Source organism: Georgenia wutianyii, assembly GCF_006349365.1.
GTDB classification, from domain to species: Bacteria; Actinomycetota; Actinomycetes; order Actinomycetales; family Actinomycetaceae; genus Oceanitalea; species Oceanitalea wutianyii.
The window spans coordinates 2,881,957-2,895,469 of sequence record NZ_CP040899.1; the positions used below are offsets into that span (position 1 = coordinate 2,881,957).

A 13,513-nucleotide genomic window follows, 5' to 3' on the forward strand; every position below is an offset into this window, starting at 1 on the left:
TGTCGCGCGATGTGTCGAAGACCGAGGACGGCCCGCCGAGCCCCATGGGCTCGACGGGCCCTCCGTCGCGTGGTGCGGGTCAGCCCTGGAGGAGCTCCCGGGCCAGGCGCGCCGTCTCGCTCGGCGTCTTGCCGACCTTGACGCCGGCCGCCTCGAGCGCGACCTTCTTCGCCTCGGCGGTCCCCGAGGAGCCGGAGACGATCGCGCCGGCGTGGCCCATCGTCTTACCCTCGGGCGCGGTGAACCCGGCGACGTAGCCGACGACGGGCTTGGTGACGTTCTCCTTGATGAACGCCGCGGCCCGCTCCTCGGCGTCGCCGCCGATCTCACCGATCATGACGATGAGCTCGGTCTCCGGGTCGGCCTCGAACGCCGCGAGGGCGTCGATGTGCGTCGTGCCGATGACCGGGTCGCCGCCGATGCCGATGGCGGTGGTGAAGCCGATGTCGCGCAGCTCGTGCATCATCTGGTAGGTCAGCGTGCCGGACTTCGACACCAGGCCGATGCGGCCGGCGCCGGTGATGTCCGCCGGGGTGATGCCGACGTTCGACTTCCCGGGGCTGATGATGCCGGGGCAGTTCGGGCCGATGAGCCGCACGCCCTTCTCCTGGGCGTAGGTGAAGAACTCGGCGGTGTCGGCCACCGGGACACCCTCGGTGATGATGACGACGAGCGGCATGCCGGCGTCGACGGCCTCGACGACCGCACCCTTGGTGTGGGCCGGGGGCACGAAGACGACCGACACGTTCGCGCCGGTGGCCTCCATCGCCTCGGAGACGGTGCCGAAGACCGGCACGGACACGGTGCCGGCGGCGCGCTCCTCGGCGCCCGGGCCGATCGGGGTGACGTCGAAGTCGACGCTCGTGCCGGCCTTGCGGGGGTTGACCCCGCCGACGATCTGGGTGCCGGCGCCGAGCATGCGGCGGGTGTGCTTCTGGCCCTCGGCACCGGTCATGCCCTGGACGATGACGCGCGAGTTCGCGTCGAGGAAGATCGACATGGTCTGGTCCGTCCCTTACTTCGCGAGCTCGGCGGCCTTGGCCGCGGCGTCGTCCATCGTGTCCACCATGGTGACCAGCGGGTGGTTGGCCTCGTCGAGGATGCGGCGACCCTCGACCACGTTGTTGCCGTCCAGGCGGACGACGAGCGGCTTGGTCGCCTCGTCCCCGAGGATCTCCAGCGCCTTGACGATGCCGTCCGCGACCTCGTCGCACGCGGTGATCCCGCCGAACACGTTGACGAACACGCTCTTGACCTGCTCGTCACCGAGGATGACGTGCAGGCCGTTGGCCATGACCTCCGCGTTCGCGCCGCCACCGATGTCGAGGAAGTTCGCCGGGCCGACACCGTGCTGCTCGCCCGCGTAGGCGACGACGTCGAGGGTGCTCATGACCAGGCCCGCGCCGTTGCCGATGATGCCGACCTCGCCGTCGAGCTTGACGTAGTTGAGGCCGAGCGCCTTGGCCTTCGCCTCGAGCGGGTCCGCGGCCTCCTTGTCCTCGAGCGCCGCGTGGTCCGGGTGGCGGAAGTCGGCGTTCGCGTCGAGCGTCACCTTGCCGTCGAGCGCGACGATCGCGCCGTCCTCGGTGCGCACGAGCGGGTTGACCTCGACGAGCGTGGCGTCCTCGCTCGCGTAGACGGTCCAGAGCTTGCGGATGACGTCGGCGACCTCGTCGGCCACGTCGGCGGCGAACCCGGCGGCCTGGACGATCTCCTGGGCCTTGGCCTCGTCGATGCCGGTGACCGGGTCGACGGCCACGCGCGCCAGCGCCTCGGGGCGCTCGACGGCGAGCTGCTCGATCTCCATGCCGCCCTCGACGCTGGCCATGGCCAGGTAGCGGCGCTCGGAGCGGTCGAGGAGGACCGAGAAGTAGTACTCCTCGGCGATCTTCGCGCCCTCGGCGATCATCACGCGGTGGACCGTGTGGCCCTTGATGTCCATCCCGAGGATCTCGGCCGCGCGAGCCTCGGCCTCCTCCGGGCTGTGGGCGAGCTTGACGCCGCCCGCCTTGCCTCGGCCGCCCGTCTTGACCTGAGCCTTGACGACGACGGTCCCGCCGCCGAGTCGCTCTGCCGCAGCACGCGCCTCCGCCGGCGTGGTCGCCACGATTCCGCCCAGGACGGGTACCCCGTGCTTCTCGAACACGTCCCGCGCCTGGTACTCGAAAAGGTCCACCAGGTGAGTCCTCTCATCGCCGTTCTCGGAATGCCTCGACATCAAGACATCTCCGGACACTGTACCCGTATGCCCCACCCCCGGCGCACGTCGAACGGCGCCCCGCCGCCCGCCTCCGATTCCCGCCGACAACCGGATCGTGCACGGCCACACCTCACCTCTGGGACGCCCCTTTGCGGGGCGCGGGGTGTGCTGCAGGGGGCGTCCCCGGGCGCTGAGGGGTGTCCCAGAGGAGCACGGGGTGTTTCGGCCGAGCGACTCACCTCTGGGACGCCCCTTTGCGGTGCTCGGGGTGTGCCGCAGGGGGCGTCGCGGGGCGCGGAGGGGTGTCCCAGAGAGGAGAGGAGAGGGGAGGGTCAGCGGAAGGTGGCGGAGACGTCGTCGAGGCGGGCGACGTGCTCGGGGGGCAGCTCGAGGGAGACGGCGGCGAAGAGCTGGTCGAGCTGCGCGGGGGTCGTCGCGGCGGCGAGCGGGGCGGTGACCTTGCCGCCGGCCGTCGCCCAGGCGAGCGCCACGGAGGCGGGGTTCGTGCCGAGGTCGCGGGCGACGGCGTCGAGCGCGTCGAGCACCCGCAGGCCCTGCGGGCTGAGGTAGCGCCTGACCGCACCGGCCCGCGCACGGCCCTCGGTGTCGGCCTCGGTGCGGTACTTCCCCGTGAGGAAGCCGCCGGCGAGCACCTGGTAGGGGAAGACCGACATGCCGTGGCGGCGGGCGGCGTCGGCGAGGCCGCCCTCGTACTCCCGGGAGACGAGGGAGTAGCGCGGCTGGAGCGCGACGGGCGCGGCGAAGCCGTTCTCCGCGCACACCCGGAACCACTCGTCGATGACCTCGGGCGCGAGGTTGGACAGCCCGACCGCACGGACCTTGCCCTCGGTGACGAGCCGGTCGAAGGCCGCGGCGCTCTCGACGACGGGCGTCTCGTCGTCCTGGTAGTGCGCGTAGTACAGGTCGATGTGGTCGGTGCGCAGGCGACGCAGGGAGTCCTCCGCCGCGCGCCGGACCGTCGCCGGGGACAGGCCGAGCAGGTCGGGCTTGCCGGCGACCTTCGTCGCGACGACGACGTCGTCCCGGTTGCGCCGGTCGCCGATCCAGCGGCCGATGATCTCCTCGGACTCCCCGCCGGTGTTGCCCGGCACCCAGTAGGAGTACATGTCCGCGGTGTCGACGAAGTTGCCGCCGCGCTCGGCGAAGCCGTCGAGGACCGCGTGGAAGGGGGCCACGTCGCTCGGGTCGCTGAAGATGTTGGTGCCCAGGCCGAGCGGGAAGACGGTGAGCTCGGAGGTGCCGACGGGGACGGGGGTGGGGGTCACGAGGCTGCTTTCGGTGGAGGAGGTGAAGGAGTGCGGGCGTGCGGGAGCGCCGCGGCTGCTGCGCGGCAGGTCAGGCGCGGCGCAGGACGGCGACGAGGAAGCCGGAGTCCTCGGTGTAGGGGCGCAGGTCCCAGGTGGACAGGAGCAGATCGGGCTCCAGGCCGCCGGCGCGGGCGTCGTCGAGGAACTCCGCGAAGTCGTAGCCGCGCCCGGCGCCGAAGCCGATGGCCGCGCGCCCCTCGGGGTGCAGGTGGCGGGCCATGCGGCGCAGCACCTCCCGGCGCGTGCTCGCGGCGAGGAAGGTCATGACGTTGCCGGCGCACAGGATCGCGTCGAACGGGTCGGCGATGCCGCGCGCGGGCAGGTCGAGCTCGGCGAGGTCCCCGACGACCCATGTGGCGTCGGGGTGGTCCTCGCGCGCCGCGTCGATGAGCACGGGGTCGACGTCGACGCCGACGACCGTGTGCCCGCGGGAGGCGAGGTAGCCGCCGTGCCGGCCGGGGCCGCAGCCGGCGTCGAGCACCCGCGCACCGCGCGGCACCATCGCGTCGACGAAGCGCGCCTCCCCCACGAGGTCGGCGCCGGCGGCCGCCATCTGGCGGAAGCGCTCGATGTACCACCGGGAGTGGTCGGGGTTGGACTGGGTGATCTGCACCCACGTGCTCGGCTCGGTCATGCCCCTATCCTCCCCCGCCGGCCGGGCTCAGTCCGCCCAGACCCCCGAGGTGCCCCGCCGGTGGCTGCCGAGCAGGTGCGTGTCCACGATGCCCACCGCCTCCATGAGGGCGAACATCGTCGTCGGGCCGACGTGCCGGAACCCGCGGGACTTCAGCTCGCGGGCGAGGGCGACCGACTCCGACGACGTCGTCGGGACCTCCGCGTAGGTCCGCGGCCGCGGGGTGTCGGCGGGCTTGAAGGACCACACGAGGGCGGGCAGGCCGCCGTCGGCGCGCAGCGCGACGGTCGCCCTCGCGTTGGCGATCGTCGCCTCGACCTTGCGCCGGTTGCGCACGATCCCGGGGTCGGCGAGCAGACGGTCGACGTCGCGCTCGTCGAACGCGGCGACGGCGTCGGGGTCGAAGCCGGCGAACGCTGCGCGGAACGCGGGGCGCTTGCGCAGGATCGTCGCCCAGGAGAGCCCGGACTGGAACGCCTCGAGGCTCAGCCGCTCGAACAGGCCGCGCTCGTCGCGCACCGGCATGCCCCACTCGGTGTCGTAGTACTCGCGCAGCAGCGGGTCGGTCGCCGCCCACGCGGGCCGCGCCAGGCCGTCCTCGCCGACGACGACGCCGAGCTCGGTCATGGGTCATCCTCCGGGGCCGTCACGTGGCGGGCGCGCTACCCGCACCCTACGGTGGTGGCCGCAGTCCACGGGCAGGAGGGGTGATGGCCGAGCAGCCGACCCGCGGCCGGCGCGCGTCCCTGGGCGCCGCGGCGCTCGTCGGGGCGGGCGTCATGGCCGCGGTCGACGAGGTCGTCTTCCACCAGGTCCTCGCCTGGCACCACTTCTACGACCGGTCGACGACGACGGTCGGGCTGCTGTCCGACGGCCTCCTGCACGCCGCGGAGCTCCTCGCGGTGGTCGCCGGGTTCTTCCTCCTCCTCGACCTGCGGCGGCGCGGGGCGCTCGACGCGCGGGCCGGCTGGGCCGGGGCGCTCCTGGGCGCGGGCGCCTTCCAGCTGTTCGACGGGGTCGTCGTCCACAAGGTGCTGGGCCTGCACCAGGTTCGCTACGACGTCGACCTCCTCCCCTACGACGTCGCGTGGAACGCCGCGGCGGTGCTCCTCCTCGTCGCCGGTGCCGTGCTCGCCCGGCGTCCCCGGCCGCTGCCGGCCCGGGCATGACGCACGAGGCCGGCCCCGCCGACTGGCTCCTCGCGCTGGCGCCGGCGGCCCTCCTGCTCGCGGCCTACCTCGCGGGGTGGTCCCGGGCACGACGACGGCGGCCCTGGCCGGTGGCGCGCCTGGCGAGCTGGGCCGCGGGCTGCGCGCTGATCGCCCTCGCGCTGGCGCCGCCGCTCATGGCGGCCGCGCACCACGACCCGCGCGCCCACATGGTCGTCCACCTGCTCCTGGGCATGTACGCCCCGCTCGCCCTCGTCCTCGCCGCGCCGGTGACGCTCGCGCTCACCGCGCTGCCCGCGCCCGCCGCCCGCCGGGTCACCGCCGTGCTGCGCCACCCGGTCCTCCACGTCCTGTCCCACCCGGTGAGCGCCGGACTGCTCGTCACGGGCGGGCTGCTCGCCATCTACCTCACCCCGCTCTACGCCCTCAGCCTCACCCAGCCGCTCGTGCACGCCGCGGTCCACGTCCACCTGCTCGCCTCCGGGCTGCTCCTGGCCTGGGCGCTGGCCGGGCCCGACCCGGCCCCACGCCGGCCCGGGACGGCGGTGCGACTCGTCGTCCTCCTGCTCACCGCCGCGGCCCACGCCGTCCTGGCCAAGACCCTCTACGCGCGGGCCGGTGAGCTGCCGCCGGGCACCCACCAGCCCGTCGAAGTGGCCGAGGCGGCCGCCCAGCTCATGTACTACGGCGGGGACGTCGCCGAGGTCCTCCTCGCCGCCGCCGTCCTCACCCAGTGGTACCGGCGCCGCGCCCGGCGCCCGGCCCTCAGCGCTGCGGCGCGCTGAGCTCGGCGCCGATCCGCTCGGAGAGCTCGACGAACGCCTCCGCGACGACGTCGGTGTACAGGTGCCCGCCCTCGATGTCGGGGTGGATGCCGTCGGACTGGAGCTTGCCCGGCTCGGCGTCGATCGCCGCGTACCAGTCGGCGACGATCGCGTTGGGGTAGTCCGCGACGATCTCGGCGAGGGTCGCGTTGGCCTCCGGCACCCAGTACGAGCCGCCGTAGAGGTTGACGACGACGACCATCCGCTCCGGCCCGAGCGCGTCGAGCACGGCCCGCACGACCTCCGGCTCCCGCACGCCCGCGTTGGTGCCGAAGTCGAGGACGACGGCGCGGCGCACGGTCCCGGCCTCCAGCGCGGCCTCGACGGCGGTGAGCGCGTCGGGCCACTGGCGGTTGGACTCGGCGTCCAGGGAGATGTCGGGCCACCGGTAGGTGAGGCCGTGGGCGCTCGTCACCATGATCGAGTCGCCGAACCCGGTGATCTCGTGGCCCTCGGGCACCGACCAGTCCGCCTCGGCGGGCAGCGGCTCCGGCCCCGGTGCCTGCTCGGCGGAGTCCGCGACGAGCCGCTCGTTCGCCTCGATCTGCTGCTGGGTGAGGGAGGTGGTCGGGGCGGTGGCCACGGCCACCGCCGTGGTGACGACGAGCACCGCCACCGCCCCCGCCACGACCTGGGCGGCGCGGCGCCCGCCCCGCAGCGCGGCGCGCCACCGCCGCCACACGCCGGTGAACCCGTGCCGGCGCACCGGCTGCTCCAGCCACCGGTAGGAGGCGCCGGCGAGGACGAGGGTGAGGACGAGCGCCAGCGCCCGCGTGGTCCAGCTCAGCGGGGAGTCGTAGGTGGTCGCCGGCAGCAGCTCGGTGAGGACGAGGAGGACCGGCCAGTGCCACAGGTAGATGCCGTAGGAGCGCTGCCCGACCCACTCGACCGGGGGCATGCGCAGCAGCCGCTGGTAGAGGGTGGCGGGGCCGAGGAGCGCGGCGACGAGCACCGCGGTGAGGACCGAGGCGATGAGGATGCCACCCCGGAAGGTGAGTGCGGAGTCCTCCTGGAGCAGGGTCATGAGGAGCACGAGCCCGGTCCCGGCGGCGAGCGCCGCGGGCTGGCGCCACCGGCGCCACTGCGGGGAGTGCAGCCGGCTGCCCGGGTCGGCCCAGGCGAAGGCGAGCGCGGCGCCGACCATGAGCCCGAACAGGTGGGTGTCGGTCCCGTAGTAGACCCGCGTCGCGTCGGCACCGGGGGTGTACAGGACCGCCATGAGGAGCGCCGAGGCCGCGGCGAGGCCGAGCGCCACCCTCACCCGGTCGCGGCCGGAGCGGGTGAGCGCGAGGAGCACGACGAGCAGCACCGGCCACAGGAGGTAGAACTGCTCCTCCACCGCGAGGGACCAGAAGTTGAGGAAGAGCTGGGGTGAGGTCTGGGCGAAGTAGCTCGAGTCGGCGGAGATCTCCAGCCAGTTGCTCGAGAAGGTGAGCGCCCCGAGCACCTGGCGCCCGACGTCGACGAGCAGGTCCCCGCCCGCCACGGCGGCGAGGGTGACGCTCACGAGGACGACGGTGACGAGCGCGGGCAGCAGCCGGCGGGCGCGGCGCAGCCAGAACTGCGGCAGGTCCACCTTCCCGCGGGCCCCGATCTCGCGCAGCAGCAGGGTGGTGATGAGGAAGCCGGAGATGACGAAGAAGACGTCGACACCGAGGAAGCCACCGGGCAGTGAGGTGGGGCGCAGGTGGTAGACGAGCACGGCACCGACGGCGAGCGTCCGCAGCCCGTCCAGGCCCTGGATGTGGCCCCTGGCGGGAGTCGCGGGGGCTGGGCGAGCGCCACCACCCGACGGGCGCGCGGGACGTACCGGCGCGGCGGTCTGAGCCATCCGCCCTCCTCGACAGTCGTGTCGCAGTCAGGCTAGGACGGGCCGGCGGCGCGGTGTGGGAGCCGCGCCGCGGCACGCCGCAGGGCTAGAGCTTGGTGATCGGCGCGTAGCGCAGGAGCAGGCGCTTGACCTGCCCGCCGCCGAAGTCCACCTGGGCGACGGCGCTGGAGCCGGAGCCCTCGAGGCCGACGACGGTGCCCAGGCCGTAGGAGTCGTGGGTGACCTTGTCGCCGATGTCGAAGCCGGGGATGTCCCCCGCGGGGCGCGCAGGTGCGGGGTCGAAGGACGGCGTGGCCGGCTCCTCGCGGCGCCGGGTGGTGCGCACCGGGCCGCTGCGGCCGTACCCGCTGCCGCCCCAGCCCCCGCCGCCGGTGCCCCACCCGCCGCCACCGGCGCGGATGGACTCGGTGGAGGACTCGGCGCGGCGCCAGTCGAGCAGCTCCTCGGGGATGTCGGCGAGGAACCGGCTCGCCGGCAGCTGCTGCGGCATGCCGAAGGCCGTGCGGACCCCGGCGCGGGAGAGGTAGAGCCGGCGGCGCGCCCGGGTGAGGGCGACGTAGGCGAGGCGGCGCTCCTCGGCGAGCTCCTCCTCGTCGCTGAGCGACCGCTGGTGGGGGAAGGTGCCGTCCTCCATGCCGGTGACGAACACGACCGGGAACTCCAGGCCCTTGGCGGTGTGGACGGTCATGAGGGTGACCTGGCCCTGGGCGGCGGCGTCGTCGTCGGGGATCTGGTCGGAGTCGGCGACGAGCGCGACCCGCTCGAGGAAGTCGCCGAGGTCGCCCTCGGGGTCGCTCTGGGCGAACTCGGCGGCCACGGCGTGGAGCTCGGCGAGGTTCTCCACCCGGGTGGCGTCCTGCGGGTCCTCGCTCGCCCGCAGCTCGGCGAGGTAGCCGGAGCGGTCGAGGGCGGCGTCGAGGATCTCGGCGGGGCCGGCACCCGCGGCGAGCATGTCGCGCAGCCCGGTCATGAGCTCGTGGAACGCCCGCACCTGGGTGCGCCCGCGGGTGGCGAGCCCGAGGACCTCGGGGGCGGTGCCGTCGGGCGCCGCGGCGTGCTCGATCGCGGCCCCGAAGGAGATGCGCTCGCGCTCGGCGTGCGCCGCGAGCATCGCCTCGGCCCGCTCCCCCAGCCCGCGCTTGGGCACGTTGAGGATGCGGCGCAGGTTGACGGCGTCGTCGGGGTTGGCGACGGCGCGGAGGTAGGCGAGGGCGTCCTTGATCTCCTTGCGCTCGTAGAAGCGCGTGCCGCCGACGACCTTGTAGGGGATGCCGCTGCGGACGAGCACCTCCTCCAGCGCACGGGACTGGGCGTTGGTCCGGTAGAAGACGGCGACGTCGCCGGGGCGCACGCCCTCGGAGTCGCCGAGGCGGTCGATCTCCTCGGCGATGAACCGGGCCTCCTGGTGCTCGGAGTCCGCGACGTACCCGACCACCTGCGGCCCGGCGCCGCTGTCGGTCCACAGGTTCTTCGCGCGCCGGTTGGGGTTGCGGGAGATCACCGCGTTCGCGGCGCTGAGGATGTTCTGGGTGGAGCGGTAGTTCTGCTCCAGGAGGATCGTCGTCGCGTCCGGGTAGTCCGCCTCGAACTCCACGATGTTGCGGATGGTCGCGCCGCGGAAGGCGTAGATCGACTGGTCGGCGTCACCGACGACGGTGAGCTCGGCCGGCGGCAGGCCCTCACCGGCGGAGTCCTGGGACACCCCGGCGAGCTCGCGCACGAGGACGTACTGGGCGTGGTTGGTGTCCTGGTACTCGTCGACGAGGACGTGACGGAAGCGGCGACGGTAGTGCTCGGCGACGGCCGGGAAGGCCTGGAGCAGGTTGACCGTCTGCATGATGAGGTCGTCGAAGTCGAGCGCGTGCGCCTGGCGCAGCCGGGCGTCGTACTCGCGGTAGGCCTGCGCGAGAGCGGCGTCGAACGGGTTGGCGTCGCTGATGCCGGCGGCGAAGGTGTCCGGGTCGACGAGCTCGTTCTTGAGGTCGGAGACCTTGCGGGAGAAGGTCTTGGGCGGGTAGCGCTTGGGGTCGAGGTCGAGCTGGCGGGTGACGAGCGTCATGAGCCGCTGGGAGTCCGCGGCATCGTAGATGGAGAAGTTCGACCGCAGCCCGAGCGTCGCGTGCTCACGGCGCAGGATCCGCACGCAGGCGGAGTGGAAGGTGGAGACCCACATGTGCCGCGCCACGGGGCCGACGAGGTCGGCGACGCGCTCGCGCATCTCCGCCGCGGCCTTGTTGGTGAAGGTGATCGCGATGACCTCACCGGCCCGGGCCCGCCGGGTGGCCAGCAGGTGGGCGATGCGGTGGGTGAGGACGCGGGTCTTGCCCGAGCCGGCTCCCGCGACGATGAGGAGCGGGCCTCCCTCGTGGAGGACGGCGGCGCGCTGCTGCGGGTTGAGCCCCTCGAGGAGGTCGGTGGCGCGCGCGGCGGCGGGCGCGTCGGTGGCGCCGGCGTCGTCCCGGGGCGGGACGGCGGCGGCCAGGGGCGGCAGGTTCCCGCCGAGGAGACCGGGCAGGTTGTCGAAGAGGGAGGTCATGGCCCCTCCAGGGTAGGTGGTGGCACCGACACCACAGGCGTCAGGTCTGCCACATGCCGACGAGGAGGGCGGCGGTGGCGACCAGGGCCCCGCCGAGCTCGACGAGGATCGCCACGCCGACGGCGCGCATCGCCCGCCCGGTGGACGCGCGGGCGGCCCGCTGGTCGCGCAGCCGGGCGCTCTCCGCGCCGTACACGCCGGCGAGGAAGCCGAGCGGCAGCCCGACGACCGGGACGACGAAGAAGCCGACGACGCCGAGCGCCGCACCGACGACGAGCGTCCGGCCGGGCACCCCGCCCTGCCCGAGGTAGCGCCCGGCGAGGAGGTACTTGCCGACCTCGGCGGCGAGGACGGCGAGGCCGGCGACGACGCCGACCGTGAGGGCGACCGGGCCGCCGGTGAGGACGGCCCAGACGACGACGGCGACGCCGACGAGGACGCCCCCGCCGGGAATCACCTGGACGACTGCCCCGATGATCCCGACGAGGACGACGAGGAGGACGATCGCCTCACCCAGGACCCCCATCAGCGACTCAGCGCCACAGTGCCGCGAGGGCGATGTTGAGGGTGGTGAGCCCGGCGATCGCGCCGAGGAGCGCGCGGCTGGGCTCCTTGCGGCGGGAGGCGATGACGGTGAGCGTGACGATGACCGCGGCGACGACGAGCTTGACGCCGATCTTCATGTGGTTGAGGTCCGCGTCGAGGGCGGCCTCGGCGACCCCGACCATGAGGACGCCGGTGACGAGCGCGGTGATCGCGCCGTGGAGGACGCCCGGCGCCAGGCGGGGGGTACGCAGGTTGGTCACGGTGCCACCGAGGACGACCGCCCAACCCACGAAGTGGAGGAACAGGAGGAAGTAGTAGAGGAACGTCATGCTGCCACCCTAGGCGAGGCCGGACGCCGAAACCTCAGTGACGGCGCGGGTTCCGGGGCGGTGTGGCCCTTCCCACCGGGTCCGGGTTCATCAGATGAGGCGGCGCACGGCCGCCCACCGGGTGAGCTCGTGGCGCGAGGAGAGCTGGAGCTTGCGGAGCACGGCGGACACGTGGGTCTCGACCGTCTTCACCGAGATGAACAGCTCGCTCGCCACCTCCTTGTAGGAGTAGCCGCGGGCGATGAGCCGCATGACCTCCTGCTCGCGGGCCGACAGCCGGTCGAGCTCGCCGTCGGTCGTCGCGACGTCCTTGGCGGCGGTGCCGAACGCGTCGAGGACGAACCCGGCGAGGCGCGGGGAGAAGACGGCGTCCCCGCCGGCGACCCGGCGCACGGCGTCGGCGAGCTCGGTGGGGCTGATCGCCTTGGTGACGTAGCCGCGCGCGCCGGCCCGGATGACCCCGACGACGTCCTCGCTGGAGTCGGAGACGGACAGCGCGAGGAACCGGGCCGGCACGTCGCGGCACCCGGTGATGACGTCGATGCCGCCCCCGCCGCGGCCGCCGGGCAGGTGGACGTCGAGCAGGACGACGTCCGGCCGCGCCTCGTGGACGACGGCGACGGCCGACTCGACGTCGGCCGCCTCGCCCACGACGAGCAGGTCCGGGGCGTTCGCCTCCAGCTCGCTGCGCACCCCGCTGCGCACGAGCGCGTGGTCGTCGACGACGACGACCCTCAGCTGCGCCCGCTCGGTGCCTGGCGTCGTGTCCATCACTGCTCCCCTGTCTCCGGCTCCGGCATCCGCAGGACCACCTCGGTGCCCTCGAGGCCGCTGCCCGGCCCGGTACGGACCCGCGCGGTCCCGCCGTGGCGCTGGAGGCGCCCGACGATCGAGTCGCGCACCCCGTGCCGGTCGGCCGGGATCGTCGCGACGTCGAAGCCGGGGCCGCGGTCGCGCACGAACACCTCGGTGACATCCTCCCCCACCTCGACGTACAGCGAGACCGGCGGCGCCCCGTGGACGACGGCGTTGCGCAGCGCCTCGCGGGTGGCGGCGAGCAGCGCCGCGGTCGTCGCGTGCGGCGGGCGGTCGCCCGCGGTGACGACGTCGATGCCGACCCCGTGCTGGTCCTCGACCTCGGCCGCGACCTCGCGCAGCGCGGCCGCCACCGACGTGCCCGCCGCGGGCCGGTCGGAGTAGAGCCAGTGGCGCAGCTCGCGCTCCTGGGCCCGGGCGAGGCGGGAGACCTGGTCCGGGTCGTCTGCGCGGGAGCGGATGAGGGAGAGCGTCTGGAGCACGGAGTCGTGGAGGTGGGCGGCGATGTCGGCGCGCTCGGACTCCCGCGCGCGGGCGGTGCGCTCGGCGCTGAGGTCGCGCACGAGGCGAAGCCACACCGGGGCGAGGACGACCGCGACGCCGACGAGGATCGCCGTGCTCGCGACGATCCCGGAGAGCAGCTCGTCGGCGCCCAGCCCGCGCCCGAGGAGCAGGACGATGCCGACGACGGCGAGCAGCAGCCCGCCGCCGACCCGCGCGAGGGCGTGCCACCGGGGCACGGGCGGGGCGTCCTGGCCGGACAGCGAGGAGTCGAGCTGGGTCCACACGAGCGCCGCGCCGCCGACGACGACGAGGAGCGGGACGAGCCAGTCGTTGGGCAGGGTGACCCCGGCGCGCCACAGGACGAGCGCGAGGGCGGCGAGCAGGAGCAGCACCCCGGCCACGACGTCACTCGCCGACACCGAGCGGGTGACCGCCCGCAGCCGCGGGGCCAGCCGGGAGGCGGAGGTGGGGCGGGCGTCGGCGGCGGCGTCGACCGGGTCGCCCGACGGCACGAGGACCCACAGCCAGCCGTAGAGCACGAGCCCGGCACCGAAGGCGAGCGCGGACAGCACGAGCGCGAGGCGCACCCGCTGCACCGGGAGGCCGAGGTGCGCGGCGAGGCCGGCGCCCACCCCGGCGACCTGGCGGCCGGCGAGGGGGCGGCGCAGCGGGAGCCGCTCGGGCGCGGAGATCGTCACCCCCAGATCGTCACACGTGCCGCGGGCCTCCGGGGAGGCCCCGGGCCCGGTCCGGGGACGAGCCGGGGTTCCCGGGGCGGAGGTCGGGGGACGGTCAG

13 protein-coding genes are annotated in these 13,513 nt (G+C 74.2%); 2 read left to right on the forward strand and 11 right to left on the reverse strand.

The window, feature by feature from the left end:
* Window positions 1-79: 79 nt before the first annotated feature.
* From sucD to FE251_RS12720, 5 genes are all read right to left on the reverse strand, one after another.
* The gene (sucD, locus tag FE251_RS12700; RefSeq protein ID WP_139071249.1) at window positions 80-1,000 is read right to left on the reverse strand and encodes a succinate--CoA ligase subunit alpha; all 921 of its coding nucleotides are present in this window, start codon (window positions 998-1,000) and stop codon (window positions 80-82) included.
* A 15-nt stretch (window positions 1,001-1,015) separates the two neighbouring features.
* The gene (gene sucC / locus FE251_RS12705; RefSeq protein ID WP_139071248.1) at window positions 1,016-2,176 is read right to left on the reverse strand and encodes an ADP-forming succinate--CoA ligase subunit beta; all 1,161 of its coding nucleotides are present in this window, start codon (window positions 2,174-2,176) and stop codon (window positions 1,016-1,018) included.
* A gap of 356 nt (window positions 2,177-2,532) precedes the next feature.
* A complete protein-coding gene (locus FE251_RS12710) occupies window positions 2,533-3,486 on the reverse strand; it encodes an aldo/keto reductase (RefSeq protein ID WP_139948980.1) in 954 nt (317 codons plus the stop codon).
* A 70-nt stretch (window positions 3,487-3,556) separates the two neighbouring features.
* Complete coding sequence (locus tag FE251_RS12715) at window positions 3,557-4,162, reverse strand: class I SAM-dependent methyltransferase (protein WP_139948981.1); 606 nt, start codon at window positions 4,160-4,162, stop codon at window positions 3,557-3,559.
* Between the two features lie 27 nt (window positions 4,163-4,189).
* Window positions 4,190-4,789 (reverse strand): DNA-3-methyladenine glycosylase I, encoded by a 600-nt coding sequence (locus tag FE251_RS12720; RefSeq protein WP_139948982.1) that lies wholly within the window; start codon window positions 4,787-4,789, stop codon window positions 4,190-4,192.
* Window positions 4,790-4,872: 83 nt separating this feature from the next.
* Here FE251_RS12720 and FE251_RS12725 point away from each other — a divergent pair, with 83 nt between their 5' ends.
* Together FE251_RS12725 and FE251_RS12730 are read left to right on the forward strand one after the other, a co-directional pair.
* Window positions 4,873-5,331 carry a DUF2243 domain-containing protein gene (locus FE251_RS12725; protein WP_139948983.1) on the forward strand — a complete coding sequence of 153 codons (459 nt, stop codon included), beginning with the start codon at window positions 4,873-4,875 and terminating at the stop codon, window positions 5,329-5,331.
* Window positions 5,328-6,116, forward strand: coding sequence for a cytochrome c oxidase assembly protein (locus FE251_RS12730; protein WP_139948984.1), 789 nt, complete (start codon window positions 5,328-5,330; stop codon window positions 6,114-6,116). The genes FE251_RS12725 and FE251_RS12730 overlap by 4 nt, the downstream gene beginning before the upstream one ends.
* Here FE251_RS12730 and FE251_RS12735 read toward each other — a convergent pair.
* The 6 genes from FE251_RS12735 to FE251_RS12760 all read right to left on the reverse strand — a co-directional run bounded on the left by FE251_RS12735 (window position 6,097) and on the right by FE251_RS12760 (window position 13,415).
* Window positions 6,097-7,986, reverse strand: coding sequence for an acyltransferase family protein (locus FE251_RS12735; protein ID WP_139948985.1), 1,890 nt, complete (start codon window positions 7,984-7,986; stop codon window positions 6,097-6,099). The genes FE251_RS12730 and FE251_RS12735 overlap by 20 nt on opposite strands.
* Before the next feature lie 85 nt (window positions 7,987-8,071).
* Window positions 8,072-10,522 carry a DNA helicase PcrA gene (gene pcrA, locus FE251_RS12740; RefSeq protein ID WP_139071241.1) on the reverse strand — a complete coding sequence of 817 codons (2,451 nt, stop codon included), beginning with the start codon at window positions 10,520-10,522 and terminating at the stop codon, window positions 8,072-8,074.
* 40 nt (window positions 10,523-10,562) lie between these two features.
* Window positions 10,563-11,048 carry a DUF456 domain-containing protein gene (locus FE251_RS12745; RefSeq protein ID WP_139071240.1) on the reverse strand — a complete coding sequence of 162 codons (486 nt, stop codon included), beginning with the start codon at window positions 11,046-11,048 and terminating at the stop codon, window positions 10,563-10,565.
* A gap of 7 nt (window positions 11,049-11,055) precedes the next feature.
* Window positions 11,056-11,397, reverse strand: coding sequence for a hypothetical protein (locus FE251_RS12750; RefSeq protein WP_139071239.1), 342 nt, complete (start codon window positions 11,395-11,397; stop codon window positions 11,056-11,058).
* Between the two features lie 90 nt (window positions 11,398-11,487).
* A complete protein-coding gene (locus FE251_RS12755) occupies window positions 11,488-12,168 on the reverse strand; it encodes a LuxR C-terminal-related transcriptional regulator (protein WP_139948986.1) in 681 nt (226 codons plus the stop codon).
* On the reverse strand, window positions 12,168-13,415 hold the full coding sequence (locus tag FE251_RS12760) for an ATP-binding protein (protein WP_139071237.1): 1,248 nt from the start codon (window positions 13,413-13,415) through the stop codon (window positions 12,168-12,170). Before FE251_RS12760 ends, FE251_RS12755 begins: the two co-directional genes overlap by 1 nt.
* Between the last annotated feature and the right edge of the window lie 98 nt (window positions 13,416-13,513).